General features: G+C 72.8%; 22 protein-coding genes and 2 pseudogenes. 15 read left to right on the top strand and 9 right to left on the bottom strand.

Annotation, left to right across the window (positions count from 1 at the left end):
• The 4 genes from AB0N03_RS35240 to AB0N03_RS35255 all read left to right on the top strand — a co-directional run.
• Window positions 1–863, top strand: an 863-nt coding sequence (locus tag AB0N03_RS35240) for a 2-methylcitrate dehydratase (RefSeq protein ID WP_364381085.1), incomplete at its 5' end; no start/stop codon positions are given.
• Entirely contained in the window at window positions 863–1,495 is a 633-nt protein-coding gene (locus AB0N03_RS35245; RefSeq protein WP_364381088.1) for an aspartate/glutamate racemase family protein, read from the top strand. The genes AB0N03_RS35240 and AB0N03_RS35245, both read left to right, overlap by 1 nt.
• Window positions 1,492–2,871 (top strand): FAD-binding protein, encoded by a 1,380-nt coding sequence (locus AB0N03_RS35250; RefSeq protein ID WP_364381091.1) that lies wholly within the window; start codon window positions 1,492–1,494, stop codon window positions 2,869–2,871. Before AB0N03_RS35245 ends, AB0N03_RS35250 begins: the two co-directional genes overlap by 4 nt.
• 8 nt (window positions 2,872–2,879) lie before the next feature.
• Window positions 2,880–4,349, top strand: coding sequence for a dihydroorotase family protein (locus AB0N03_RS35255; RefSeq protein ID WP_364381094.1), 1,470 nt, complete (start codon window positions 2,880–2,882; stop codon window positions 4,347–4,349).
• 12 nt (window positions 4,350–4,361) lie between these two features.
• On the opposite strand, the gene AB0N03_RS35260 is transcribed toward AB0N03_RS35255, so the two are convergent.
• Together AB0N03_RS35260 and AB0N03_RS35265 are read right to left on the bottom strand one after the other, a co-directional pair.
• A complete protein-coding gene (locus tag AB0N03_RS35260; protein WP_364381096.1) occupies window positions 4,362–5,180 on the bottom strand; it encodes an IclR family transcriptional regulator in 819 nt (272 codons plus the stop codon).
• Window positions 5,181–5,283: 103 nt separating this feature from the next.
• A pseudogene (locus AB0N03_RS35265) lies at window positions 5,284–5,511 on the bottom strand (Rid family hydrolase); the annotation flags it as partial.
• 2 nt (window positions 5,512–5,513) lie between these two features.
• Between AB0N03_RS35265 and AB0N03_RS35270 the strand changes: the two are divergent.
• Window positions 5,514–5,984 (top strand): annotated as a pseudogene (locus AB0N03_RS35270) (WYL domain-containing protein); the annotation flags it as partial.
• Here AB0N03_RS35270 and AB0N03_RS35275 read toward each other — a convergent pair.
• On the bottom strand, window positions 5,981–7,009 hold the full coding sequence (locus AB0N03_RS35275; protein WP_364381099.1) for an epoxide hydrolase family protein: 1,029 nt from the start codon (window positions 7,007–7,009) through the stop codon (window positions 5,981–5,983). The pseudogene AB0N03_RS35270 and the gene AB0N03_RS35275 overlap by 4 nt on opposite strands.
• A gap of 37 nt (window positions 7,010–7,046) precedes the next feature.
• Between AB0N03_RS35275 and AB0N03_RS35280 the strand changes: the two genes are divergently transcribed.
• Window positions 7,047–7,607 carry a TetR family transcriptional regulator gene (locus AB0N03_RS35280; protein ID WP_364381102.1) on the top strand — a complete coding sequence of 187 codons (561 nt, stop codon included), beginning with the start codon at window positions 7,047–7,049 and terminating at the stop codon, window positions 7,605–7,607.
• 3 nt (window positions 7,608–7,610) lie between these two features.
• On the opposite strand, the gene AB0N03_RS35285 is transcribed toward AB0N03_RS35280, so the two are convergent.
• Window positions 7,611–8,153: a helix-turn-helix domain-containing protein gene (locus AB0N03_RS35285; protein WP_364381105.1), complete on the bottom strand. Its 543-nt coding sequence runs from the start codon at window positions 8,151–8,153 to the stop codon at window positions 7,611–7,613.
• Window positions 8,154–8,201: 48 nt separating this feature from the next.
• Between AB0N03_RS35285 and AB0N03_RS35290 the strand changes: the two genes are divergently transcribed.
• Window positions 8,202–9,107 carry a class I SAM-dependent methyltransferase gene (locus tag AB0N03_RS35290; RefSeq protein ID WP_364381108.1) on the top strand — a complete coding sequence of 302 codons (906 nt, stop codon included), beginning with the start codon at window positions 8,202–8,204 and terminating at the stop codon, window positions 9,105–9,107.
• Between the two features lie 5 nt (window positions 9,108–9,112).
• Here AB0N03_RS35290 and AB0N03_RS35295 read toward each other — a convergent pair whose 3' ends face one another.
• Window positions 9,113–10,378 carry an MFS transporter gene (locus tag AB0N03_RS35295; RefSeq protein ID WP_364381111.1) on the bottom strand — a complete coding sequence of 422 codons (1,266 nt, stop codon included), beginning with the start codon at window positions 10,376–10,378 and terminating at the stop codon, window positions 9,113–9,115.
• Window positions 10,379–10,443: 65 nt separating this feature from the next.
• Between AB0N03_RS35295 and AB0N03_RS35300 the strand changes: the two genes are divergently transcribed.
• Together AB0N03_RS35300 and AB0N03_RS35305 are read left to right on the top strand one after the other, a co-directional pair.
• The gene (locus AB0N03_RS35300) at window positions 10,444–11,229 is read left to right on the top strand and encodes an IclR family transcriptional regulator (RefSeq protein ID WP_364381113.1); all 786 of its coding nucleotides are present in this window, start codon (window positions 10,444–10,446) and stop codon (window positions 11,227–11,229) included.
• 60 nt (window positions 11,230–11,289) lie between these two features.
• Window positions 11,290–13,053 (top strand): glycoside hydrolase family 3 N-terminal domain-containing protein, encoded by a 1,764-nt coding sequence (locus tag AB0N03_RS35305; RefSeq protein ID WP_364381116.1) that lies wholly within the window; start codon window positions 11,290–11,292, stop codon window positions 13,051–13,053.
• Here the strand turns inward: AB0N03_RS35305 and AB0N03_RS35310 are convergent.
• From AB0N03_RS35310 to AB0N03_RS35325, 4 genes are read right to left on the bottom strand one after another with little or no spacing between them, the layout of a single operon-like run.
• Entirely contained in the window at window positions 13,022–13,720 is a 699-nt protein-coding gene (locus tag AB0N03_RS35310) for an alpha/beta hydrolase fold domain-containing protein (protein WP_364381119.1), read from the bottom strand. The genes AB0N03_RS35305 and AB0N03_RS35310 overlap by 32 nt on opposite strands.
• The gene (locus AB0N03_RS35315; RefSeq protein WP_364381122.1) at window positions 13,717–14,976 is read right to left on the bottom strand and encodes an amidohydrolase family protein; all 1,260 of its coding nucleotides are present in this window, start codon (window positions 14,974–14,976) and stop codon (window positions 13,717–13,719) included. Before AB0N03_RS35315 ends, AB0N03_RS35310 begins: the two co-directional genes overlap by 4 nt.
• Window positions 14,977–14,996: 20 nt before the next feature.
• Window positions 14,997–15,761, bottom strand: coding sequence for an SDR family oxidoreductase (locus AB0N03_RS35320; protein ID WP_364381125.1), 765 nt, complete (start codon window positions 15,759–15,761; stop codon window positions 14,997–14,999).
• An 11-nt stretch (window positions 15,762–15,772) separates the two neighbouring features.
• Complete coding sequence (locus AB0N03_RS35325; protein ID WP_364381128.1) at window positions 15,773–16,501, bottom strand: SDR family oxidoreductase; 729 nt, start codon at window positions 16,499–16,501, stop codon at window positions 15,773–15,775.
• Between the two features lie 120 nt (window positions 16,502–16,621).
• Between AB0N03_RS35325 and AB0N03_RS35330 the strand changes: the two genes are divergently transcribed.
• From AB0N03_RS35330 to AB0N03_RS35355, 6 genes are all read left to right on the top strand, one after another.
• On the top strand, window positions 16,622–17,188 hold the full coding sequence (locus AB0N03_RS35330) for a carboxymuconolactone decarboxylase family protein (RefSeq protein ID WP_364381130.1): 567 nt from the start codon (window positions 16,622–16,624) through the stop codon (window positions 17,186–17,188).
• Window positions 17,185–18,051, top strand: a complete 867-nt coding sequence (locus AB0N03_RS35335) for a fumarylacetoacetate hydrolase family protein (protein WP_364381132.1) — start codon at window positions 17,185–17,187, stop codon at window positions 18,049–18,051. Before AB0N03_RS35330 ends, AB0N03_RS35335 begins: the two co-directional genes overlap by 4 nt.
• Window positions 18,051–18,884 (top strand): fumarylacetoacetate hydrolase family protein, encoded by an 834-nt coding sequence (locus AB0N03_RS35340; protein ID WP_364381135.1) that lies wholly within the window; start codon window positions 18,051–18,053, stop codon window positions 18,882–18,884. Before AB0N03_RS35335 ends, AB0N03_RS35340 begins: the two co-directional genes overlap by 1 nt.
• A gap of 27 nt (window positions 18,885–18,911) precedes the next feature.
• The gene (locus tag AB0N03_RS35345; protein ID WP_364381138.1) at window positions 18,912–20,090 is read left to right on the top strand and encodes an acyl-CoA dehydrogenase family protein; all 1,179 of its coding nucleotides are present in this window, start codon (window positions 18,912–18,914) and stop codon (window positions 20,088–20,090) included.
• A 130-nt stretch (window positions 20,091–20,220) separates the two neighbouring features.
• Window positions 20,221–23,097, top strand: a complete 2,877-nt coding sequence (locus tag AB0N03_RS35350; RefSeq protein WP_364381141.1) for a glycoside hydrolase family 9 protein — start codon at window positions 20,221–20,223, stop codon at window positions 23,095–23,097.
• A 100-nt stretch (window positions 23,098–23,197) separates the two neighbouring features.
• Entirely contained in the window at window positions 23,198–24,841 is a 1,644-nt protein-coding gene (locus AB0N03_RS35355; RefSeq protein WP_364381144.1) for a long-chain fatty acid--CoA ligase, read from the top strand.
• Window positions 24,842–24,843 lie beyond the last annotated feature (2 nt).

Raw genomic sequence — 24,843 nt, forward strand, 5'->3', positions numbered from 1 at the left:
CGGCCGGGTGTGCCCGGCTGCTCGGCCTCCCGCCCGGCGCGGCCGCGGCCGCCATCGACACCGCCGCCGGAATGGGCATCGCCGGGCACTTCGACTCGGCGACCCAGGGCAACCCGGTGCGCAACGCGTGGCTGGGCGCCTCGGCGACGTCCGGGCTCGCCGCCGCCCGGATGGCGGCCGCCGGGATGGCCCGCACCACCGGCACGGCCGCGCTCTCGCTCGGCACCGTGCTCGGCGAGTTCGACGCGGGGGAGCTGACCGCGGAGCTGGGCACCCGGTGGGACATCACGCGTGGCTACTTCAAGCGGCACGCGTCGTGCTCGTTCACCCACCCGGCCGCGGACGCCGTGCTCGACCTGCGCTCGCGGCCCGGGTTCCGGGCCGAGGGCATCACGCACATCCTGGTGGAGACCCACGTCCTGGGCGCCGGACTGGCCGATGTGGACTGGTCGAACCGGCTCTCGGCGATGTTCTCGACGCCGTTCGTCGTGGCGACCGCCGCGCTGGCCGGCGAGGTCGGGCCGGAGAGCCCGCTCTGCGACGCGAACGTGCGGGCGCTGGCGAGCCGGGTGCGGCTCGTCGAAGCCGCGGACCTCACCGCGCGTCTCCCGGACGAGCGGGCCGCCCGCGTCACCGTCGCGTTCGACGACGGCACGTCGCTGACCCGCGAAGTGCCCAACCCGGTCGGCGACGCCGACCACCACCCGCTGACCGAGCCCGACCTGGTCGGCCTGCTCGGGAAGTGGCTGCCCGCGCAGGTTGTGGCGCGCGCCGCCGCGCTGGGCCACGACCTGCCCGGCCTGCCCCGCGTCGGCGCGGCGCTGCGCGGGCTGGCCGGAACCGGAGAGAAGGAGCCGAACTGATGCGTGCCCTCGCGGTGACGCCCATCCACCTGCCGCCCGAGGAGATCCGGCGGCGGCAGGAGCGCTACGACCGGCTCGCCCCGCCCGGCCTGACCATCGAGCTGCGGGACGTCGGCCCGGCCGCGCCGGCCACTTTGGACACCGGCGAGTCCGTGCGCGCGTCCGAGCGTGAGGTCGCCGCCGTGCTCGCGGCCGCCGGTGACGGCTGGGACCTGGCCTTCCCGGACTGCGTGCTGGACCCGGCCGTCCCCGACGCCGTCGCGGAGCCGGCGCTGCCGGTGCACGGCCTGCTCAAGCTGTCGGCGACCTACCTCGCCGCGAAGGGCGTCCGGTTCGGCGCGGTCGTGCGCAACGACGCGATCGCCGAGGAGTTCGCCAAGCGCATCGCCGCCTACCGGCTGACCGAGTACTTCGTCGGCGTCCGCGTGCTGGACCTGCCGTTCTCCGCGATCGCCGAGACGGAGACGTGGAACGCCGCGCTCGGCACGGCCGTCGGCGAGCTGGCTTCCTCGGGCGCCACGGCGGTGATCAACGGCTGTTCGGCCGTCGACGTCGAACCCGCCGACCTGCCCGCCCGCATCGTCGACCCGACGGAGCTGGCGATGCGGCTGCTGGCCGTGGAGGAGCGGTGACCGACGGACCGGACCTCGTCGTCGCCGGCGCGGGCGGCGGGCTCGCGGGTGCCCTGCGTGCCGCCGAACTCGGCCTGAACGTCCTGGTCGTCGAGGCGAGCGAACACTTCCGCCGCGGAAACAACACCTCGATGTCGACGGCGATGTTCCCCGGCGCCGGCTCCCGCTGGCAGACCGACGCGGGTGTCGACGACTCGCCCGAGCGGTTCGTCGCCGACATCATGGCCAAGACCCACGGGCAGGCCGACCCGCGGCTGGCCCGCACCCTGGCCGAGGTGAGCGCGTCGCTGGTCGAGTGGCTCGCGGACTCCGTCGGGCTGCCGCTGTCGCTCGTGACCGACTTCAACTACCCCGGCCACGCCGTGCCCCGCTGTCACACGATCCCGGGCCGGCACGGCTCCGGCGTCGTCGACCACCTCGCCCGGCGCGTGACCGAACACGAGAACATCGAGCTGCTCGCCCCGGCGCGCCTGGTCGACGTCCTGTCCGATGTGGACGGTGTCCGGGCGGTCGTCGTCCGCTACCCAGACGGCACGGAGGAGGAGATCCCGACCCGGGCGGTCCTGCTGGCCACCAACGGCTTCGGCGCCGACGCCGACCTGGTTGCGAAGCACCTGCCGGAGATCTCCGGGTCGCTCTACCAGGGCAGCGACCAGTCGCTCGGCGACGCGCTGCGCATCGGCGAGAAGCTGGGCGCCGCCACCGGGTTCCTCGACGCCTACCAGGGCCACGGCGCGGTGTCCGCGAGCGCGGGCACGCTCGTCGGCTGGGCGACGATCATCCACGGCGCGGTCCTCGTCGACACGGGAGGCCGCCGCTTCGGCAACGAGACCCGCGGCTATTCCGAGTACGCCGCCGAGCTGGCCGCGCGGCCCGGCTCGACCGGCTGGATCGTCCTCGACGAGACGATCTTCGAGCAGTGCCAGCCGTTCCAGGACTTCCGGGACGTGGTGTCCGCGGGCGCGTTGGTCTGGGCCGACGACGCTGCCGGGCTCGCGAAGGCGACCGGCCTGCCCCCGGACGCCCTGGAAGCGGAACTCGCCACCGCAGAAGCGATCGCGCGCGGAGAGCGTGACGACGAGCACGGCCGTACCCACTGGGAGCGTCCGCTGGCCGGCCGCTTCGCCGCGGTGCGTGTGGTGCCCGCCCTCTTCCACACCCAGGGCGGGCTGCTGGTCGACGAGCACGCCGCCGTCGTCGACCACGACGACCGGCCAATTCCGGGGCTCTACGCCGCGGGTGGCGCCGCGGCGAGCATCTCCGGCCACGGCGCCGCCGGCTACCTGCCCGGCAACGGCCTCCTGCCCGCCTTCGGGCTCGCCTACCTGGCCGCCGGCGACGTCGCCCGGCGCCGTTCCCTGACCACCGCAAGCTGAGGAGAAGCATGGCAACGACGGAACTGCTCGTGAAGAACGTCCGGGTCGTCCGCCCCGACGACGCCGACGGCTCCGAGCCCGAACTGCTGGACATCGCCGTCAACGACGGCACCATCACGCGCGTGGCGCAGAACCTGCCCACGGACGACACTGCGCAGGTCGTCGACGGCCGCGGGTTGCTGGCCTTCCCCGGCGTGGTCGACGCGCACCAGCACTGGGGCATCTACAACGAGCTCGCCACCGACACCCGCACCGAGAGCCGCGCGAGCGCGCAGGGCGGCGTCACGACGTCGCTGACGTACATGCGCACCGGCCAGTACTACCTGAACAAGGGCGGCAGCTACCGCGACTTCTTCCCCGAGGTGCTGAGCGCGTCCGAGGGCAATGCCTACGTCGACTACGCTTTCCACCTCGCGCCGATGAGCTCGCAGCACATCTCCGAGATCCCTTACCTGGTCGAGGAATTCGGCGTCACGTCGTTCAAGATCTTCATGTTCTACGGCAGCCACGGGCTGCACGGGCGCTCGACCAGCCAGAGCGACTTCCTGATGATCCCGCCGGACGAGCGGTACGACATCGCGCACTTCGAGTTCGTCATGCGCGGGGTCCAGCAGGCACGCGAGGTGCTGACCGAGTACGCGCCGCACCTGTCGCTCTCGTTGCACTGCGAGACGGCGGAGATCATGACCGCGTACACGAAGCTGGTCGAGCAGGACGGCTCGCTGTCCGGCCTGCGGGCCTACAGCGCGTCGCGGCCGCCGCACTCCGAAGGCCTCGCCGTCACCATCGCGTCCTACCTGGCGCACGAGACCGGGCTGCCCAACATCAACCTGCTGCACCTGTCGTCGGAGAAGGCGCTGTCCGCCGCGCTGACGATGGGGAAGGCGTTCCCGCACATCGACTTCCGGCGCGAGGTGACGATCGGGCACCTGCTGGCCGACGTCGATACGGCGTCGGGCATCGGCGGCAAGGTCAACCCGCCGCTGCGCGAGCGCGACGACGTCGAGGCGCTGTGGCGGCACGTGCTCGCCGGCGACGTCGACTGGGTGGTCAGCGACCACGCGTGCTGCCGCGACGAGCTGAAGTTCGGTGCGGACCGCGACGACGTGTTCCTGGCGAAGTCCGGCTTCGGCGGCGCCGAGTACCTGCTGCCGGGGCTCGTCGGCGAGGGGGTGAAGCGCGGGCTCTCGCTGCAGCGGATCGCGCAGCTGACGTCGCAGAACCCCGCTCGCCGGTACGGCCTGCTGAAGAAGGGCACGATCGCCGAGGGCTTCGACGCCGACTTCGCGCTGGTCGACCCGGACGTCCGCTGGACCGTGCGCGCGGCGGAGTCCGAGTCGACGCAGGAGTACACACCGTTCGAGGGCTTCGACATGACGGCGAAGGTGACCGACACGTTCGTGCGCGGCCACCACGTCTTCGCCGACGGCAAGATCGCCGGCGACCCGGTGGGCCGCTACCTCAAGCGCGGCAAGTGAAAGGCCGGGGCGCTACCGGCCGCCGGACTCCTGCAGCCACGCCCAGCTCTGCCGGATCTCGGCCGCGGCCTCGCGGACGAGATCGCGGTAGCGGCCGACGGCGTCGGGGGTGAAGCGGTACTGCGGGCCGCAGATGCTGACCGAGCCGTGCACCTCGCCGTCCGGTCCGAAGAGAGGAGCGGCGACGGAACCCGCGCCGGGCTGCCGTTCCCCGAGCGAGACGGCGACGCCGTCGCGGGTCACCTCGGCGAGGGCCACCCGCAGCCGCTCGGCGGTGGTGATCGTGTGCTCGGTCAGCGCGGGGAGTTGCCGGTGCAGCACCGCTTCCCGGCGCTCCTCGGGCAGCGACGCGAGGATCACCTTGCCCGAGGAGCCGGCGTGCAGCGGGAACCGGCGGCCGATCTCCACGGTCATCTTGATCTCGCGCGGGCTCTCGAACTGGTCGAGGTACACCCGTTCGTCGCCGACCAGACCGGAGAGGGTGGTGGTCTCCCCGGTTTCGTCCCGCAGCCGCCGCAGGACGGGGGTGGCGGCGACGCGGGCGTCGAACCGGCGCAGGGCGCTCGCCCCGAGCGCGACGGCCGCGGGACCGAGCCGGTAGCCGGCGACCCCGGGGTCCGTGGCCAGCATCTCGCGCGAGACGAGCGACTGCAGGATCCGGTAGACGACCGCCTTCGACAGGTCGAGTTCCCGGCTGATCGAGCTGACGCCCAGGTACCGGGGGCCACCGGTGAAGAGGAGCAGCACGTCGGCCACCCGGGCGGCGGCCTCGGTGCCGGCGTTGTCCGACGGGGCGCCGGGCTTGCGCCCGGCGGTACTGTTGACGGCCAAGCTCGTGGTCCTCGGTTCGTTTCGCTGACAGGAACGGTCCGGCTCGGATCATAGCACTTTGGGCTATTGTTCCGGGTAAACCGTTCCGGCCAGCGATACGTCGTTACGAGACAGCGGTCCCTTCCGGCTCGACCAGCTGGCCGGGGATCGCCAGCCGGGTCACTCCGAGCATCGTGGTCGCCGGGGCCACCCCGGCGGCGCCCAGCCGCGCCGCCAGCACGCCGTAGTGCGGGAAGAGCCCGTCGACGTCGGTGGTGTAGACGTCGAGCCGGACGAGGTTCGCCAGCGACATCCCGGCTTCGCCGAGCACCGCCTCGAAGTTGTCCAAGCTCCGAGCCGCCGACCGACCTGCTTTCCCGCCGTCCGGTGCGCGAGGAGGTGCCCGGCCCGGTGATGAGCGAGATCCGGCGCGCGGTGCCGGCCGGGCGCAAGCTGCGCCTCCACTACGCGGCGACGGATCAGGAGCCGCGCCGGCGCACGTGGACCCGATCGGCCTGGTCACGGTCCGCGACCGGACCTCCCTGCCGGCCACGAGATCCGGCGCGGACCGCACCTACCGGCTGTCGCGGGTGCCGGCCGCCGAGGAGCGGCCCGAACCGGCCGAGCGGGCTGAGCACGGCCGTGGCGGTCCGCGCGGCAGAACCCGATGCCGACGGTTGGCTGCGGTGGGAGGCGACGTACCAGGACGCGTGGCACGCCGAGTGGGCGCTGTGGCAGCTCGGCATGGACGCGGAAGCCTTGGCGCCCCAGTCTTTGCGCACCGCCCTGCGCGACCGGGCGTCCGCGATCGCCGCCCGGTACTAGCCGCTCAGCTCGACGGCGCGGAGCACGTCGCGTGCGTAGGCCTCGGGCTGTTCCCAGGCCGCGAAGTGGCCGCCGGCGGAGTGTTCCCGGTATTCGCGGACGTTCAGGAACGCTTCGGCGTAGCTCCGCGGTTCCGGTTTGATGTCCTGCGGGAACACCGACAGCACGGTCGGTGTCTCGATCCGGTCCGGGAGGGTGACCGGTTCGGTGTACGTCGTGAACGACGTGCCGATCGTGCCGGTGGCCCAGTAGGCGGTGACCCAGGTGAGCAGCTCGTCCGGGGTGAAGGCCGACTTGCCCGACCAGGACTCGAGCTTCTCGACGATCCACGCCGCGAGGCCGGCGGGGGAGTCGCCGAGAGCGACGGCGAGCGTGTTCGGCCGCGTGGACTGCTCGGCGATGTAGCCGCCTTCGCTCCGGAACCACCGTGCCGCCCGGCCTAGGTAGGCGACCGCGTCGGGGGCGAGCGTCGCCGGGTCCGCCGTGAGCGCGCGCTGCGGCGCGACGTTCGTGAGGTGCAGGGCCGTCACCCGGTCCGGGTGGTTGCCCGCCAAGACCTCCGCGACGGTGCCGCCGACGTCGCCGCCCGACAGCGTGTACCGCCGGTACCCGAGTTCGGCGAGGGCGTCCGCGACGAGTTCGGCGATCCGGCCGGCGGACACGCCGGGGGTGGTGAGCGGGGCCGCGAACGGGAAGCCCGGCAGCGCGGGGACCACCACGTGCACGCCGGTGAGCAGCGGCAGGACGCGTTCGAACCGCAGGACCGAGTCCGGCCAGCCGTGCAGCAGCACGACGACCGGGGCGGCGGGATCCGCGGCCCGCTGGTGGATCAGGTGCAGGCCACGCACCGTGACCCAGGGGAGCTCGCGGACGCGGCGCTCGTGCACATCCCAGTCGTACCCGCCCGCCCAGCGTTCGAGCAGCTCGTCGAGCCGGCTGGCGGTGATGCCGCGTGTCTCGTCGGCGCTCCAGGGGATCGTGACCCGCCGGGTCCGCCGGAGTCGTTCCCGCAGTTCGTCCATCATGTGTACGACGATACACATGATGTGTATGCTCGTACACATGACTTCGCGCGACGCGGCGGCCACCCGGCAGCGAATCCTCGAACAGGCTCGGAGCCAGTTCGCCCGGCACGGCTACACGGCGATCACCGTCAAAGGCGTGGCCGACGCGGCCGGCGTGTCGCCCAACCTGATCACGCGCTACTTCGGCGGCAAGGAGGGCCTCTTCCTGGCGGCGACCCGGGTCGGGATCCCGGTCGAAAATTCCTTCGACGGCGACCGCGCCGAGCTGGGTTCGCGGCTCGCGGCGAGCATCGTCCGGCGCTGGTCCGGCGAGTCGGGGGAGGATCCGCTGCTGGTGCTGCAACGCGCGTCGGGCGAGCGCCCGGAGGCGGCGGAGGCGCTGGCCGCTTTTCTCGACACGAACTCGCTGGAGCCGTTGCACCGCTACCTGCGCGACGGCGGCCTGGACGACGCGGAGGCGCGTAACCGAGCCGCCGCGATCGACGCCTTCGTGCTCGGGGTCTCGACCCGCCGCCGGGTGCTGCGGTCCGAGCTCGGCGACCCCGCAGAGCTCGAGGCCTGGCTGAGCGCGGTGATCCAGCGCCTCGCCGACGGGTGAGACTCAGACCGATCGGAACGCCGGGAGCAGGAGCGCGGCGAACCGCCGGGAGGCCGCGATCCGGGCGGCGGGGGTCCCCGCGTCGAGGCCGGTGCCGGCCATGAGCACGAGGTTCAGGTCGGCCAGGCCGACGTCGGGGCGCAGGTGGCCGGACTCCTGGGCGCGGTGGATCAGCCGGGCCGCCTGGGCCAGCGAGGTGGTGCGCATCGCGGCCAGGTCCAGCGCGCGCGGGAAGGCGGACTTGACGGCCGTCGTGAAGCCGTGGTCGCGTGCTTGCAGCTCGCAGAGCTTCCCGACCGCGACGCGAAAGCCGCGCCAGGGATCGGGGTCGGCGAGTCCGCCGGCCAGCGCGGCTCGCCACGCGAACACCTGCTCGGTGAACGCCGCGGCGACGAGCGTCTCCTTGGTCGGGAAATGGCGGTAGACCGTCGCGGGCCCGACTTCGGCGCGCCGGGCGATCTCCCGGACCGGCACCGCCAGGCCCTCGGTGACGAACACGGCGCGCGCCGCGTCGAGGACGCGGTCGCGAGGCAAACGAGCGGTCACCGCTCTCACTTTAGCCAGGCGGCCGGGAGCCTCCGTTACGGTCCGCTGATGACTTCGACCAGGCAGCACGGCGACGACTGGGACCTGGCGTCCAGTGTCGGCGCGACCGCGACCATGGCCGCGATGGCCCGGGCGATCGCGACCCGCACGGACCGCCGGCTCGTCGACGACCCGTTCGCCGCACCGCTCGTCCGGGCGGTCGGCATCGATCTCCTCACCCGGCTGGCGACCGGTGAACTGCCGTCCGGCGAACTGGTCGACCGGACGGCGATCGACGGCGCCAAGGTGCGGACCCTCTTCTACGACGAATTCTTCCTCGAGGCGACGGGCGCGGGCGTCACCCAGGTCGTGATCCTGGCTTCGGGCCTGGATTCCCGCGCGTACCGGCTGCCCTGGCCGGCGGGGACCGTGGTGTACGAGGTCGACCAGCCGCGGGTCGTCGAGTTCAAGACCCGCACACTGGCCGAGCTGGGCGCCGAGCCGACCGCCGACCGGAGGGTGGTCGCGGTCGATCTGCGCGACGATTGGGTCGCCGCATTGCGTTCCGCCGGGTTCGACCCGGCCCGGCCGACGGCGTGGAGCGCCGAAGGGCTGTTGGGCTACCTGCCGCCCGAGGCGCAGGATCGCCTGCTGGACACCGTCACGGCGCTGAGCGCGCCGGGAAGCCGGGTGGCCACCGAAAGCCGGCCGAACTCGCGCCCGGGCGCCGAAAACCAGACGAAGGAACGCCTGAACGGCATCTCCGAACTATGGCGCGAACACGGTTTCGACACCGACATGGCCAAGCTGCGGTACTTCGGCGAGCGCAACGAAGCGGCGCCCTACCTCACCGGCCTCGGCTGGACGCTGACTGCGGCCGGCACCGGGGAACTGCTCGCCGCCCACGGTCTTCCGCCCCTGGAGGACGACGACTTGCGCATGGGCGACCTGCGCTACGTCAGCGGCACGAAGTAGGGGCATCACGCGACCTTGCGGATCGGCAGGATCAGGGCGGCGCCGAGAAGCCCCGCCGCCGCGCCGAGGACGAACAGCGCGGCGAAGTTCTGAGGCGCTTCCGGCGTCGCACCGATCGCGAGAACCGCCGGGGCGACGGCAGGCACCAGCGAGCTCGGCAGCGTGTTCGCGATGTTCATCAGGCCGAGGTCCTTCGCCGGGTTGTCCGGGTCCGGCACGAGCTGGGTGACGAGCGCGATGTCCACGCTCAGGTAGACGCCCTGGCCGAGGCCGACGACGCCGATCGCGACCAGGAACGCCGGGAACGAGTGGGCGAACGCGGCCAGCACCAGCCCGGCGGCGAAGATCAGCGCGGCCACGACCACGAACGGCTTGCGGCGGCGGACGCGGTCGGACAGCTTGCCGGCGATCGGGGCGAACACGACGGCCGCCGCGGTCAGGACCAAAGTGGACACGAACACCGCGCCGGCCACCCGCTCCGGCGCGAAGTGCAGCACCAGGATGAGGTAGAAGGTCTGGTACGCCTGGATCGCCGCGACGCCGAGGAACACCAGCAGCCGGCTCGCCCACGCCCACGCGAAATCGGGACGGCGGCGCGGGTTCACCCAGAACGTCCGCAGCAGCTCGCGCGCGTCGAACGGCGGGCGCTCCGGGATCGGCGGGTCGGCGAGGAACCCGAACAACAGCAGCGTTCCCGCGATGGCCGCCCCGGCGGGCAGCAGGATCATCGCGGCGAGGGCGGGGGCGACCAGCTGCGCGGCGAACAGGCCGAGGACGGCGCCCAGCGGCAGGCTCAGCCCGAGCACGGCGGACGCCGGCCCGCGCCGGTGCGGCGGAAGCTGGTCGGCCAGCACCGCGGTGCAGGCCACGGTCACCGAACTGAACCCGGTGAACGTCGCGACCGCGGACAGCGTCAGCGTCAGTGTGCTCGCGGCCGCGAGCATGATCACCGCCCCGATCGCGAACAGGACGGCCCCCAGCAGGAGGAACGGCCGTCGCCGCCCGAGGCGGCTGGTCGTGCGGTCGCTGAGCCGGCCGAGCAGCGGGAACGCCACCAGCGAGGCCAGTGCGCCGACGCCGGTGACCACGGAGACGGTGGTGGTCGCGCGGGCGGCGTCGAGCTCGGTGGCCTTGAGGGACAGGGTCAGCACGGCGGGGACCAGGTTCGCCATCGCCGCGCCGATCGCCGCGAGGCCGAGGAAGACGAGGAACCCGCGGCGGGGGACGGCCGGGCCGGGTCTGACCGGGGTGGACTCGAGGGAAGCGCTCATCGTCGGGCACCTTTCGCACGGTTGCCGGGAAGGATGACCAGCGGCTTCGGGTACGGTCACCGGTTGTGCCAACCAATGGAACGCCGAGGGGGCGAGGCCGTCGTCCGGCGCACGGGGAGCCGGTCGTCGACCGGGCGCTGGCCCTGCTGGCCGCGTTCGACGCCGACCACCGAGCGCTCTCGCTCGCGGAGCTGAGCCGGCGGTGCGAGATGCCGCCCAGCTCGGCGCTGCGGCTGGCGAACCGGCTACGCGAGTGGGGCGCCCTCGAGCGCGACGACCACGGCCGCTTCTGCGTCGGCCTGCGCCTGCTGGAGGTGGCGACGCTGGCCCCGCGCGGGCACGGGCTGCGCCAGGTCGCGCTCCCGTTCATGAACGACCTCGCCGAGGTCACCCACCAGCACGTCCAGCTGGCGGTCCGCGACGGCATGCAGGCCCTGCTGGTCGAGCGGCTCTCCGGGCACCAGGCCGCGCCGGTCGACTACCGCACCGGCGGCCGGCTGCCGCTGCACTCCACCGGCGTCGGGCTGGCGCTGCTGGCGTTCGCGCCGCGCGAGGTGCAGGAGGAATTGCTGGCCAAGCCGGTCTACAGCGAGCCGGACAACCGGCTGATCCCCGCCGAGAAGCTGCGCCGCACCCTGGCCGAGGTCCGGCGGGAACGGCTCGCGATCTTCCGCCGCCAGGACGAGACCGTGGCGATCGTGTCGGTCGCCGCGCCGATCTTCGGCCGCGGTGACGTCCTGGCCGGCGTCCTCGGCGTGCTCGTCCCCAAGCGGGTCGCCCGGCCCCGGCACCTCGGCCTGGCCGTCCAGACGGCGGCGCGCGGCATCTCGCGGGAGCTGGGCGCGCACTGACGTGCCATTGGATGGCACGCTGAGGGGCGCCGCCCCGGACGGGCGGTCATGCTCGGCCGCATGTTCCCGTACCAGGATCCCGCGCGGCCCACCGACGACCGCGTCCGCGACCTGCTCGGCCGGATGACCTTGGCGGAGAAGGCCGGACTGCTCTTCCACGCCCCGGTGGCGGTCACCGCCGAGGGTGGTTTCGTCGAGGAGCCGGCCGGGCCGTTGCCCACCGCGCCGACGACGGAAGTGGTGCGGGACCGGCACGTCCGCTGCCTGTCCCTGATGGCGCCCGTGTCGGCGGCTCCCCTTTCCCGCTGGCACAACGACGTCCAGCGGATGGCGGCCGGGAGCCGGCTGGGCATCCCGGCGCTCGTCTCGTCGGACCCTCGGCACTCGGCGAACGAGAACCCGCTGACGTCGGTGCCTTCGGGCGGTTGTTCCCGCTGGCCGGAGCCGCTCGGGTTCGGCGCGCTGGCCGACGCCGACGCCGTGCGCGCGTTCGCCGAAGTGGTGCGGACCGAGTACGCGGCGGTCGGGATCCGGCTGGCGCTGCACCCGATGGCCGACCTGGCGACCGAACCGCGGTGGTGCCGCACGTCCGGCACGTTCGGCGCCGACCCGGACGTGGTCGCCCGCCTCGCCGCCGCGTACGTCGAAGGCTTGCAGGACAACGACTTGGGGCCCGGTTCGGTCGCGGCGATGGTCAAGCACTGGCCGGGTGCCGGCCCGCAGGCCGGCGGCGAGGACGCGCACTTCGCGTCCGGCAAGGACCAGGTGTACCCCGACGGGCGCTACGAGCAGCACCGCGAAGTCTTCCGCCCGGCGCTGCGGGCCGGGGCGGCCGCGGTGATGCCGTACTACGGCCGCCCGGTCGGCGTGCCGGGCCTCGACGGCGTCGGGTTCGCCTTCGACCGCGAGGTGATCGCCGGGCAGCTGCGGCGTGACGAAGGCTTCGACGGCCTGGTGTGCACCGACTTCGGGCTGCTCACGGACACGACGCTGCCGGACGGCTCGGTGTGGCCCGCCCGGGCGTGGGGCGCCGAGCACCTCGACGTCGCCGGGCGCGTGCTGCGGCTGCTCGACGCGGGCGTCGACCAGTTCGGCGGCGAGTGGTGCCCGGAAGCCGTCGTCGGCCTGGTCGAAGCGGGCCGGCTGCCCGAGACCCGGATCGACGAGTCGGCCGGGCGCGTCCTGGCGCTGATGGTCCGGCTGGGGTTGTTCGAAAACCCGTACGTCGACGAGGCGCACGCGGTCGCCACCGTCGGCCGGGCCGACTTCGCCGCCGCCGGGGCCGACGCGCAACGCCGGTCGATGGTGCTGCTCGCCGGAACGCTGCCGCTGGAGCCGGAAATCCGGCTGTACGTGGAAGGAATCGACCGCGGGGTCGCGGGACGGTACGCGTCCATTGTGGATTCACCGACCGAAGCGGACGCGGCGCTGGTGCGGATCGCCGCGCCGTACGAGCCGAGGACGCGCCTTCCGGAGGCGTTCTTCCACCAGGGGCGTCTCGACCTGCCGGCGGAACGCCGTGCGCACCTGCTCGAGCTCATGGCCACGGTGCCGACGGTCGTCGACGTCTTCCTCGACCGGGCGGCGGTGGTGCCCGAACTCGCCGAGCACGCGACGGCACTGCTGGCCGACTTCGGCGCGGCCGACGACGCGGTCCTCGACGTCGTGTTCGGTCACGCCGTCGCCGAGGGGCGGCTGCCGATCGAGCTGCCGTCGTCGATGGCCGCCGTCGAGGCCCATCCGGAGGACCGGCCGGGTGGCAGCGCGGACCCGCTGTTCCCGCTCGGCCACTTCACCGGGACAAAGCGGCCCGCAGGAACTTGACGGACGTGGCCACCACGGCCGCGGGATCGGCGCCCGTCCAGCGGTGCCGGGCGCCGGGCACCAGGTGCAGCTCCACCGGCGCGCCCGCGGCTCGCAGGGCCTCGGCCAGCCGGACGCTCTGCGCGGCGGGCACCAGGTCGTCGTCCTCGCCGTGCATCAGCAGGACCGGCGGTGCGCCGGCGTGGGCGTGCGTCAGCGGGCTGGCCTCTTGCGCGAGTTCCGGTACCGCCTCCGGGTTCGCGCCCAGCAGGAGCGCTTCGCGGGAAACGTCGCCGCGCAGGCCGAGCAGGTCGGTCGGGGGGAACCAGGCCACCACACCGTCCACTTCGGACCTGGTGAGCGCCGCCAGCAGACCGAGGTGTGCACCCGCCGACTCGCCCCAGACGAACAGCGGGCGCTCGTCCCGGACGAACTCGATCGCGGCCCGCACGTCGTCCAGCGGCGCCGGGAAGACCGCCTCTCCGCTCAGCCGATAGTCGGCCGCGGCGACCCGGAACCCCTGGGCCGCCAGCTCATCGGTCAGCTTCTCGAAGCCGGGCAGCGGCGTGAGCCGCGAGCCGCGCCGCCAGCCGCCGCCGTGCAGGTACACGATCGTCGCGACCGCGTCGTCCGGCGAGGTCAGGTCGAGCTCCACGGGCCGGAACCCCGGCACCTCGCGGTAGATCACGCGGCCGCCTGGTGGAACCGGCCGCCCTGCATGATCACCTCGAGGTTGGCCGGGTCCTGCAGCAGCGTGACGTCCGAAGCCGGGTCGCCGCGGACGACGAGCACGTCCGCGAAGTAGCCCTCGGTGAGCAGCCCGACCGGCAGGTCCATCACCTGCCCGCCGTGGAACGTGGTCGCCCGCAACGCTTCGGCGGGGGAGTAGCCGAAGAGCCGGACGAACAACTCGAGGTCGCGGGCGTTGCGGCCGATGGGGTTGTTCGGGAACCCGTAGTCGCCGCCCGGAAGGACCCGCAGCCCGCGCTTGCGCAGCTCCGGATACAACTGCTGCATCGCCTCCAGGGACTTCACCGAGCCCATCTTCTCCGCCATCGCCGCGTCGATGCCGAACTCGGCGCCTTCGTGGACGTTGGCCCACATGATGCCGACGGCGGGGGAGAGGAAGATCGTGTCCTTGTGCGCTTCCAGCAGGTCGATGGCTTCGGAGTCGGCGTAGGAGCAGTGGTAGATCGAGCGGAACCCGGCCCGCACCGCCAGCTTGATCGACTCGGGCGCCTGGGCGTGGCAGTTGAGCCACACCCCGGACTCGCGCGCCTGCTCGCCGGCCGCGTCCGCCTCCTCGGCGCTGTACTGGGTGACCATCGAACCGCCCTCGAAGAAGACGTCGTCGTTGCTCATGAGGAGCTTGACGCTGTCGAAGCCGAGTTCGGCCTGGTCCCGGATGAACGCGCGTACGGCGGCCGGGCCCGTCTCCTGCGGTGCCGGCCCGCCCGGGCCCATCCGCACCGGGTTGTTGTCCCGTTCGAACGACGCGGCCCGCAGCCGCGGCCCGGCGGCCAGGCCGGCGGCGATCCGGTCGCGCACCCGCACCTCGGTGGGCACCGGCGTGAGCGAGCCGGCGGAGTAGGCGCTGGTGAACCCGTGGTCGAGCAGGATCCGGGCGTTGCGTTCGGCGATCGCGAGGTGCTCGTCCGGGCTCGGCATGTGCCGGAAGAAGCTCACGTCGACCGGCGGGTTGAACGACGGATCGAGGTGCCCGACCGCGGACGGGAACGTCAGGTGGCAGTGCGACTCGACCAGACCGGGCATGACGGTGGCGCCGCGGCAGTCGACCACCCGGTCGTCCGGCGCGAGCTCGGTGCCGCCACCGGGCCGGACGCTCTCGATCCGGTCACCACGGACCACGACGTCGCCGGGGACCGCGGGGGAGCCGCTGCCGTCGAAGACGCGGCCGCCGGTGAACACGATTCTGGGTGTCATCGCCGTCCTCCTTGCCGAGATCATGCGCCGAGCATGGTGTAGCCGCCGTCGGCGACCAGGAAACCGCCGGTGATGTGCCCGGCGTCCTCGGTGGCGAGGAACAGCGCCGCCCCGGCGAGCTCCTCGGGCTTCGGGATGCGGCCCATCGGGGTGGCGTCGCGCAGCTTCTCGGCGCGGCCGGTGCGCCAGTCTTCACGCCCGAGCGTGGCTTCGGTTTCGATGAAGCCGGGCGCGAACACGTTCACCCGGACGGTGGGCGCGAAGGCGTGCGCGTAGGACTTGGTCAGGCCGATGATCCCCGCCTTCGCCGCCGCGTACTGCGGGGCGCGGGCGCTGCCGCGCGCGACGACGGTCGAGCCGATGTTCACGATCGCGCCGCCGCCCTGGGCGAGCATCCGGTCGCCGAACTCGTGCGTGCACAGCAGCGTGCCCTTGATGTCGACGGCGAGGACGTGGTCGACCGACTCCTCGGTGAGATCCCGCCAGGACATCTGGTCGCGGGCGACGTCGCCGACGTTGTTGACCGCGACGTCGACCCGGCCGAAGTGGCTCCACACCTCGTCGGCCATCCGGCGGATCTGCGCGTGCTCGGAGATGTCGGCCTGGACGAGGAAAGCCTTGCGGCCCAGCTCTTCGACACGTGCGGCGGTGCGCTCGGCGCCGGCGCGGGAGCCGCGGTAGTGCACGGCGACGTCGGCACCCTCGGTCGCGGCCCGGACGGCGAGCTCGGCACCGAACCCGGTGCCGGCGCCGGTGACGAGGACGGTCTTGCCGGTGAAACGCACGAAGGACTCCTTCAGACGAGGGTGCGGCCGCCGTCGGCGTACAGGACGTGGCCCGTGACGAACGCGGCGTGGCCGGAGCAGAGGAACAGGATCGGGCCGGTCAGGTCTTCGGTGGTGCCCAGCCGCCCGGCCGGGACGAGCGCGGTGAGGCCGTCGCGGACACCGGGCTTTTCGAGGTGGTCATGGGTCAGCGCGGTCTCGGTGTAGCCGGGCGCGACGGCGTTGACCGTGACGCCCGAGGCCGCCCACTCGCGGGCCATCACCCGGCAGAGCTGGTTGACCGCGCCCTTGCTCGCCGCGTAGGGCGCGTGGTGCGGATGGGCGAGCAGGCCGGACACCGACGAGAGGTAGACGATCCGGCCGTAGCCGCGGGCGACCATCAGCTCGCCCGCCGCCTTGCCGGTCCAAAACGCGCTGTCGACGTTGACCGCGGTGATCCGGCGCCAGACGTCGTCCGGCGTCTCGAGGACCGGGCGCCGGTCGTTGACGCCGACCGCGTGGACGAAGATGTCGAGCCCGCCCAGCAGCTCGTCGGCGCGGGTGATGCAGTTCCGGGCGCCCTCGGCGTCGGTGAGGTCGGCCTCGAGGGCACGCAGTCCCAGTTCGTCGAGCCGGTGCGCGTCGCGGTCGGCGACGACCACGTCCGCCCCGGCTTCGGCGAGTGCGAGGGCGGCCGCGCCGCCGATCCCGCCCGCGCCGGCGACCAGCGCGCCCTTGCCCCGCAGACCCAGCCAATCCACTTCCGCTCCCTGCTCCCGACCTGGCCGCGACGCTAAGCGCAGATCCGGTTCGCGAGAACGGCTGTTCCATTCAATGGCAGACCGGCGCACACCCGGGGGCGGCGCTGCTGGGATCGGGGCATGACGAGACTGCCCGGGCTGACTCCGGCCGACCTGGACGACGAACAGCGCGTGCTCCGCGAAGCCATCGTCGGCGGTCCCCGGGCGGGCGGCCCGTTCCCGCTCGCCGACGCCGCGGGCGCGCTGACCGGGCCGTTCAACGCGATGCTGTTCGCGCCGCCGACCGGGCAGGCGCTGCAGCGGCTGGGCGCGGCGGTGCGGTACGAGACGGCGCTCGGCGACCGGGTGCGGGAGCTGGCGATCCTCGCGGTGGCGGCCCGGTGGGACTGCGCGTTCGAGCGGTACGCGCACGACCCCGCCGCCCGCGCCGCCGGGGTCACGGACGCCCAGCTCGCCGCGATCGCCGCGCTGACCCTGCCCGACGGCCTCGACGACGTCGAAGCGACGGCCCTGAGGTTCGTGCTCGCCCTGCTGGACGGCGACGTCGACGACGTGACCTACGCCGAGACCGTGCCAATCATTGGCAACCGCGTGGCCGTCGAGCTGACCACGCTGGTGGGCTACTACGCGACGCTCGCCCTCCAGCTGCGCGTCTTCCGAGTCACCGTCCCCGTGGAGCGCCCGTGAAGCTCGTGACCTTCGACGACGGCCTGGTCGGCCGCCTCGCCGACGACCTGGTCCTGGAACTCGACACCGCCTCGGCCCGTGAGTTCTTCGAACGCGGCGGGAGCGTGCCCGAGACCGGGCGCCGCTTCCGCGCGTCGGAGGTGCGCCTGCGGGCGCCGATCGTGCCGAAGAAGTTCTTCCACACGGCGGGGAACTTCCGCGAGCACCACGACGACCTCGCGCGGGTCAACTGGTCGCACCCGGTCAACAAGGGCATCGTGTTCTTCCAGAACGTCGACGCGATCATCGGTCCCGGCGACCCGATCGTGTACCCGTCGCACCTGACCCGGGAACTCGACTACGAGCTCGAAATGGCCGTCGTGATCGGGAAGCCCGGCAAGTTCTTCGGCGCGGAGCAGGCGGCCGGGCACATCGCCGGGTACCTCGTGTTCAACGACATCACCGCCCGCGACATCCAGCGGCGCGAGATGGAGTCGGGGGTGTTCTCGTTCTCCAAGGCCATCGACACGTTCTGCCCGATCGGCCCGTACATCGTCACCGCCGACGAGGTCGGCGACCCGCACGACCTGGACATGGAGCTGCGGGTGAACGGCCAGGTGCGGCAGAAGTCGAACACGAGCCGGATGTCCGTGTCGATCCCGGAGCTCGTGGCCTACCACTCGCCGCAGGTCTACAGCGCGGGCGACCTCATCACGACCGGCACGGTGGCCGGCGTCGCCGCGAGCACCGACGACCCGTTCGCGCACTACCTGAAGCCCGGGGACGTGGTCGAGGCCGAAATCGAGAAGCTCGGTGTGCTGCGCAACCGGGTCGTGTCGTGGGAAGACGCCTACGGGACGCCGCCCCCGGCCGGTGGTGCGTGATGCGCCTGGCGAACCTCGGCGGCCGCGCCGCGCTGATCACCGGCGACCGGGCCCTGGACGTCTTCGACGCCGGCGGCTTCGGCCCGGACCCGATGGACGTCCTGGAGAACTGGGCGGCGTTCACCGAGTGGGCCGGGTCCGCGCCCGAGGCGTCGAGCCCGTACGACCCGGCGCGGCTGGGACCGCCCGTGCCGCGGCCCCGGCAGGTCTTCGCGGTGGCGCTCAACTACCCGCCGCACGCGGTCGAAGCCGGGTTCGAGCCCCCGGCCGACCCGCTGGTGTTCACCAAGTTCCCGACCTGCGTCGCGGGTCCACAAGAGACGGTCGAGCTGCCCGGCGACCGGGTCGACTGGGAGGTCGAGCTGGTGGCGGTGGTCGGGCGGGGCGGGCACCGGATCGGTGAGGAGGCCGCACTCGGCCACGTCGCCGGGTACACGGTCGGCCAGGACCTCTCGGAGCGGCGGCTCCAGTCGCTCGGCGAACCGCCGCAGTTCTCGCTGGCGAAGTCGTTCCCCGGCTTCGGCCCGACGGGCCCGCACCTGGTCACCGAGCTCGCCCCCGGTGCCGCGATCACCTGCCTGCTCAACGACGAAGTGGTGCAGAAGGCGTCGCTCGCGGACATGATCTTCGGCGTCCCGGAACTGGTGTCCCGGCTCTCGGCGGTGTGCCGGCTCCTGCCGGGCGACCTGATCTTCACCGGCACCCCGGCCGGCGTCGGCAACCGCCGCACGCCCCCGCGCTACCTCACCGCCGACGACGTGCTCACCAGCCGCGTCGACGGGCTCGGCGAGCTGCGGACCCGCTTCCGCGCGGCCGGGGCCGCGGTGGACTGATCCCGATCCGCGTTCGATAGTGGAACCATGTACACCGGCAACCCCGACGTCCCCGACGACGTGTTCGCGGACGTGCTCGGCCAGATCGACGACTTCGTGCGCACTCGCGTCATGCCTCGCGAGCTGGAGATCATGACCACCGACGCCATCCCCGGCGACTTGCGCCGGCAGGCCGCCGAGATGGGGTTGTTCGGGTACGCGATCCCGCAGGAGTGGGGCGGGCTGGGCCTGGACCTGGTCCAGGACGTCGAGGTCGCGATGGTGCTGGGCTACACGTCGCTGGCGCTGCGGTCGATGTTCGGCACGAACAACGGCATCGCCGGGCAGGTCCTGGTCGGCTTCGGGACCGAGGAACAGCGGGCGCGGTGGCTGCCCGGCATCGCTTCGGGTGACGTCGTCGCGTCGTTCGCCCTCACCGAGCCCGGCGCGGGCTCCAACCCGGCGGGCCTGCGAACCGGCGCGAAGCCGGACGGCGACGGCTGGGTGATCGACGGCGGCAAGCAGTTCATCACCAACGCCACCGAGGCCGGGCTGTTCGTGGTCTTCGCCCGCACGAAGCCGGCGTCGGAAGCCGGCACCGGGATCGCGGTGTTCCTGGTCCCCGCCGACACGCCGGGCATCACGGTCGGCGCGAAGGACGCCAAGATGGGCCAGGAGGGCTCGCGCACCGCCGACGTCACGTTCTCGCAGGTCCGCGTGGGCCCGGATGCCCTGGTCGGCGGAGACGGCGACGTCGGCTACCAGGCGGCGATGACGTCGCTGGCGCGCGGCCGGATCCATATGGCCGGGCTGGCCGTCGGCGCGGCCCGGCGGGCGCTGGACGAGTCGGTCGCCTACGCCGCCACCGCGACGCAGGGCGGCACGCCGATCGGGGATTTCCAGCTGGTGCAGGCGATGCTCGCCGACCAGCAGACCGGCGTCCTCGCCGGGCGCGCGCTGGCCCGCGAGGCGGCTCGGTTGTACGTGACGGGGGAGGACCGGCGGATCGCGCCGTCGGCGGCGAAGCTGTTCTGCACGGAGATGGCCGGGAAGACCGCCGATCTGGCGGTACAGGTCCACGGCGGGGCCGGGTATATGCGCGAAGTGCCGGTCGAGCGGATCTACCGCGACGTCCGGCTGATGCGGCTTTATGAAGGCACCAGCGAGATCCAGCGCCTGATCATCGGTGGCGGGCTGGTGCGGGCCGAGAAGAAGAAGCAGTCGTGACGCGCCCGCGGTAGCCGAGCGTCGAAAGTTTCGCCGGAGATTGCCAAGCGCGCACGGCACGGTTACGGTCGCCTGGGAGCGCTCTCAGTCCGGATCACCATCCACGGCAACAACAACGAGGAGATGGCGAATGCGGGCAAGGAAACTGCGGGCCGGGCCGGCCCTGCTGGTCGCGGTGGTACTCGGGCTGGCGGGGGGCACGGCGCCCGCCTCCGCCGCGGACTACGAGCGCCTGCTCAACGGCACCTTCGACGGCGGCAGCCTCGACCCGTGGTGGGCCGGGGCGGGCACGACCGGCCGCGTCGCCGGCGGCGAGTTCTGCACCGGCGTCCCCGGCGGCACGGCCAACGGGTACGACGCGCTGGCCGGCCAGAACGGCGTGCCGTTCGAGGCGGGACAGCAGTACACCCTGACCTTCGACGCGCACGCGACCACCACCCAGCCGATCTCCGCCGTCGCGGGTGAGGCCGTGTCACCCTATCGGCAGATTTCGCGGACCGACTTCACCGTGACGCCGTCGACGCAGCACTTCGCGGTCACCTTCACGTCCACTTTGGACTTTCCCGCCGCGGGCAACGGTCAGCTGGCGTTCTGGTTCGGCGGCCAGGCCGCCGCCAACACCGTCTGCCTGGACAACATCTCCCTCGTCGGCGGTGTCGTCCCGCCCGGCGGCCTGCCGCCGACCAGCGGCATCCGGGTGAACCAGGAAAGCTACGTGCCGGGCCTGCCCAAGCGGGCCACGCTGATCAGCGACTCGACCAGCGCGCAGACCTGGACGCTGAAGAACTCGGCCGGGACCGCGGTGGCCACCGGCCGGACCACGCCGCGCGGTGCCGACGCGCCTTCCGGCGAGAGCGTGCACGAAATCGACTTCTCCGCCTACGACACCGCGGGGGCCGGCTACACGCTGACCGTCGGGTCCGAGACCAGCTTCCCGTTCGACATCTCCGCGACTGGGCCGCAGAAGCTGCGTTCCGACTCGCTGGCGTTCTTCTACCACCAGCGCAGCGGTATCGCGATCGACGCCGCGTACGCCGGCGCCGCCTACGCGCGCCCGGCCGGACACGTGAACGTGGCGCCGAACCAAGGTGACGACAACGTTCCTTGCCGGTCGGACCTGGACTGCGGCTACACCCTCGACGTGCGCGGCGGCTGGTACGACGCGGGCGACCACGGCAAGTACGTGGTGAACGGCGGCATCGCGGCGTGGGAGCTGCTCGACGAGTACGAACGGGCCCTGCGCCTGGGCGACGCGAGCGCGCTGGGCGACGGCAAGCTGGCGATCCCGGAACGGGCCAACGGCGTGCCGGACATCCTCGACGAAGCGCGCTGGGAGGTCGATTTCCTGCTCGCCATGCAGGTGCCGGACGGCAAGCCGAACGCGGGGATGGTGCACCACAAGGTCCACGACGCGCAGTGGACGTCCCTGCCCACCCGGCCCGACCAGGACAGCCAGCCGCGCCGGCTGTCGCCGCCGAGCACGGCCGCGACGCTGAACACGGCCGCGGTCGCGGCGCAGGCGTCCCGGCTGTGGCGGACCATCGATCCGGCGTACTCGGCGAAGCTGCTCGCCGCGGCCGAGAAGGCGTACGCGGCGGCGAAGGCCAACCCGAACGTCCTGGCCGACCCGAACGACGGCACCGGCGGCGGCACCTACAGCGACAGCACGGTGACCGACGAGTTCTACTGGGCCGCCGCGGAACTGTTCACCACCACCGGGACGAGCGCCTACCGCGCCGACGTCACCGGTTCTCCGCTCTACCGCGGGAAGAGCTTCACCACGCACGGCTTCGACTGGGCTTCGACGGGTGCGCTCGGCGACATCACGCTCGCGGTGGTGCCCACCGACCTGCCGGCGGCGGACGTCGCCGCGATCCGGACGGCGATCACCACGACCGCCGACAGCCACTTGGCGCAGATGGCGGCCATGGGCTACCCGGCGCCGTACCGCACGGCCGACGGCTCGTACGAGTGGGGTTCCAACGGCCTGGTGGCCAACAACGGCGTGGTGCTCGCCCTGGCGTACGACTTCACCAAGCGGGACGAGTACCGCGACGGCGCGTTCGCGGCGATGGATTACCTGCTGGGCCGCAACCCCGCGAACTACTCGTACGTCTCCGGCCACGGCGATCAGCCGGTGCGGAACGTGCACCACCGGTTCTGGGCGCACCAGCTGGACCCGTCGCTGCCGATCGCCCCGCCCGGCGCGCTGTCCGGCGGGCCCAACAGCGGCCTGCAGGACCCGACCGCGGCCCGGCTGCTCGCCGGCTGCGCGCCGCAGCGGTGTTTCGTCGACGACATCCAGGCGTACTCGGTGAACGAGGTCGCGATCAACTGGAACTCGGCGCTGGCCTGGCTGGCGAACTGGACGGCGGAAAAGTCGTCGTCCACTGTGGACACGACGGCGCCCGCCGCGCCGGGCACGCCCGCCGTGTCCGCGGTGTCCGGCAGCGGCGCGACGCTGACCTGGGCAGCGTCCGCGGATCCGGAGAGCGGTGTCGAGGGCTACGACGTGGTCCGCGTGACCGGTTCGGCCCGCACGGTGCTGGCCACCGTCAGCGGGACCACGGCGACCCTGACGGGTCTCTCGCCGTCGACCGCCTACACCCTGGTCGTGGTGGCGCGCAACGGCGCGGGCCTGACGGGCCCGGACTCGCCCGCCGCGTCGTTCACGACCCGGCCGGTCACCCCGGCGGGCGGCTGCGCAGTGACGTACGCGGCGAACACCTGGAACAGCGGCTTCACGGCCACTGTCACGGTGAAGAACACGGGCACGACGGCCTGGAACGGCTGGAAACTGGGCTTCACGTTCCCGGGTGCGCAGAAGGTGACGCAGGGCTGGTCGGCGACGTGGGCGCAGGCCGGCGCGGACGTGACCGCCACGGCCCTGCCCTGGAACGCCTCGCCGGCCCCGGGGCAGTCGGTTTCGATCGGCTTCAACGGCAGCTACACGGGGACCAATCCGGCGCCGTCGGCCTTCGCGGTGGACGGAAAGGCCTGCGGCTGACGAGGCACCGCCGCAGTGGTGGTAGTGACTACCGGAAGGGGTGGAGGAGTGGGACATTGTGCCCTCTCCTCCGCCACTGACGGCACTTAAAGTCAGCTCCATGCGGCTTGAGCGGTTTCGCGGCGACGCCATGGACGGGCTGATGCAGCCACGTCCGCTGACCATCGCCCACATCCTGGAGCGCGCCGAGCGGCTCTTCGCGCACAAGGAGATCGTGACGGCCGGCGCCGGGCGATCGACGTACGCCGAGGTGGCCGGAAACACCCGGCGCCTCGCCACCGCGCTGGACTCCCTCGGCGTCCTGCCCGGCGCCCGGGTCGCCACGTTCGCGAGCAACAGCCGGCGCCACCTGGAGCTCTACCTCGGGGTGCCGGCCACCAAGAGGGTGCTGCACTCGATCAACATCCGGCTGCCGGCCGAGCACCTCGAGTACATCGTCAACCACGCCGAGGACGACGTGGTGTTCGTCGATCGCGGGCTGCTCCCGCGGATCTGGCCCAGCGTCGACCGGCTGCCGGTGGTGCGGCACTGGGTGGTGCTGCCCGACGGCACCGACACGCCGATCCCCGCCGACCCCCGCATCTCCGGCTACGACGAGCTGATCTCCGCGGCGGAGCCGTTCGCGGGCTCGTTCGAAGACACCTTCGCGCTCGCGGACGAGAACCTGGCCGCCGGCCTGTGCTACACCTCCGGGACGACCGGACCGCCGAAAGGTGTGCTCTACAGCCACCGGTCGACGATCCTGCACTGCCTGGGGACGCTGGCGGCCGGCCTCATCGGCCTCTGCGAAAGCGACGTCGTGCTGCCGATCGTGCCGATGTTCCACGCCAACGCCTGGGGCCTTCCCTACGGCGCGATGATGGCGGGCGCCGCGCTGGTCCTCCCCGGCGCTTCCGCGGAGCCGGGCCACCTGCTGCGGTTGATGGCGGCCGAGCGGGTGACGGTCGCCGGTGCCGTCCCCACCGTGTGGACGAGCCTGGCACCCGAGTTGCGGGCGCACGACCTGAGCGCCACGCGGTTCCTGCTCGGCGGCGGCTCCGCCGTGCCCCCGGCGCTGTCCGAGACCTACCTCGCCGCGATCGGCGTCCCCATCACCCATTCCTGGGGGATGACGGAGGTCAGCCCGGTCGGGGTCATCGGCGGCACGCGCACCCAGCACCGGGACGCGACCGCGGCGGACCAGGTGGCCGTGCGGGCCGCCCAGGGCCAGCCGCTGCCCCTGGTGAACGTGCGGATCGCCGACGTCGAGACCGGCGAGGAGCTGCCGCGCGACGGGCGCGCCGTCGGCGAGCTGCAGGTCGCCGGTCCCTGGGTGGCGGGCGCCTACTTCCGGGTGGACTCCGCCGAAAGCTTCACCGAGGACGGCTGGCTGCGCACCGGCGACCTGGCCACCATCGACGCCCAGGGCTACCTGCGGCTGGTGGACCGCATGAAGGACCTGATCAAGTCCGGGGGCGAGTGGATCTCCTCGGTCGAGCTCGAGGCCGCCATCGCCTCCCACCCCGACGTCGTCGAAGTGGCCGTGATCGCCCGCCCCGACCCGCGGTGGATGGAACGCCCCGTCGCGTGCGTCGCCCTGCGGGAAGGCAGTGCCACCACGGCCGACGAGCTCCGGCGGCACATCACGCCGATGGTCGCGAAGTGGTGGCTGCCCGACGAATTCGTCTTCATGGCCACCCTGCCCAAGACGGGCACCGGCAAGCTTTCGAAGATCGCCCTGCGGGAGTCGGCGCGGACCGCCTGAGG

Source organism: Amycolatopsis sp. NPDC051061 (assembly GCF_040682935.1).
Classification (GTDB): domain Bacteria; phylum Actinomycetota; class Actinomycetes; order Mycobacteriales; family Pseudonocardiaceae; genus Amycolatopsis.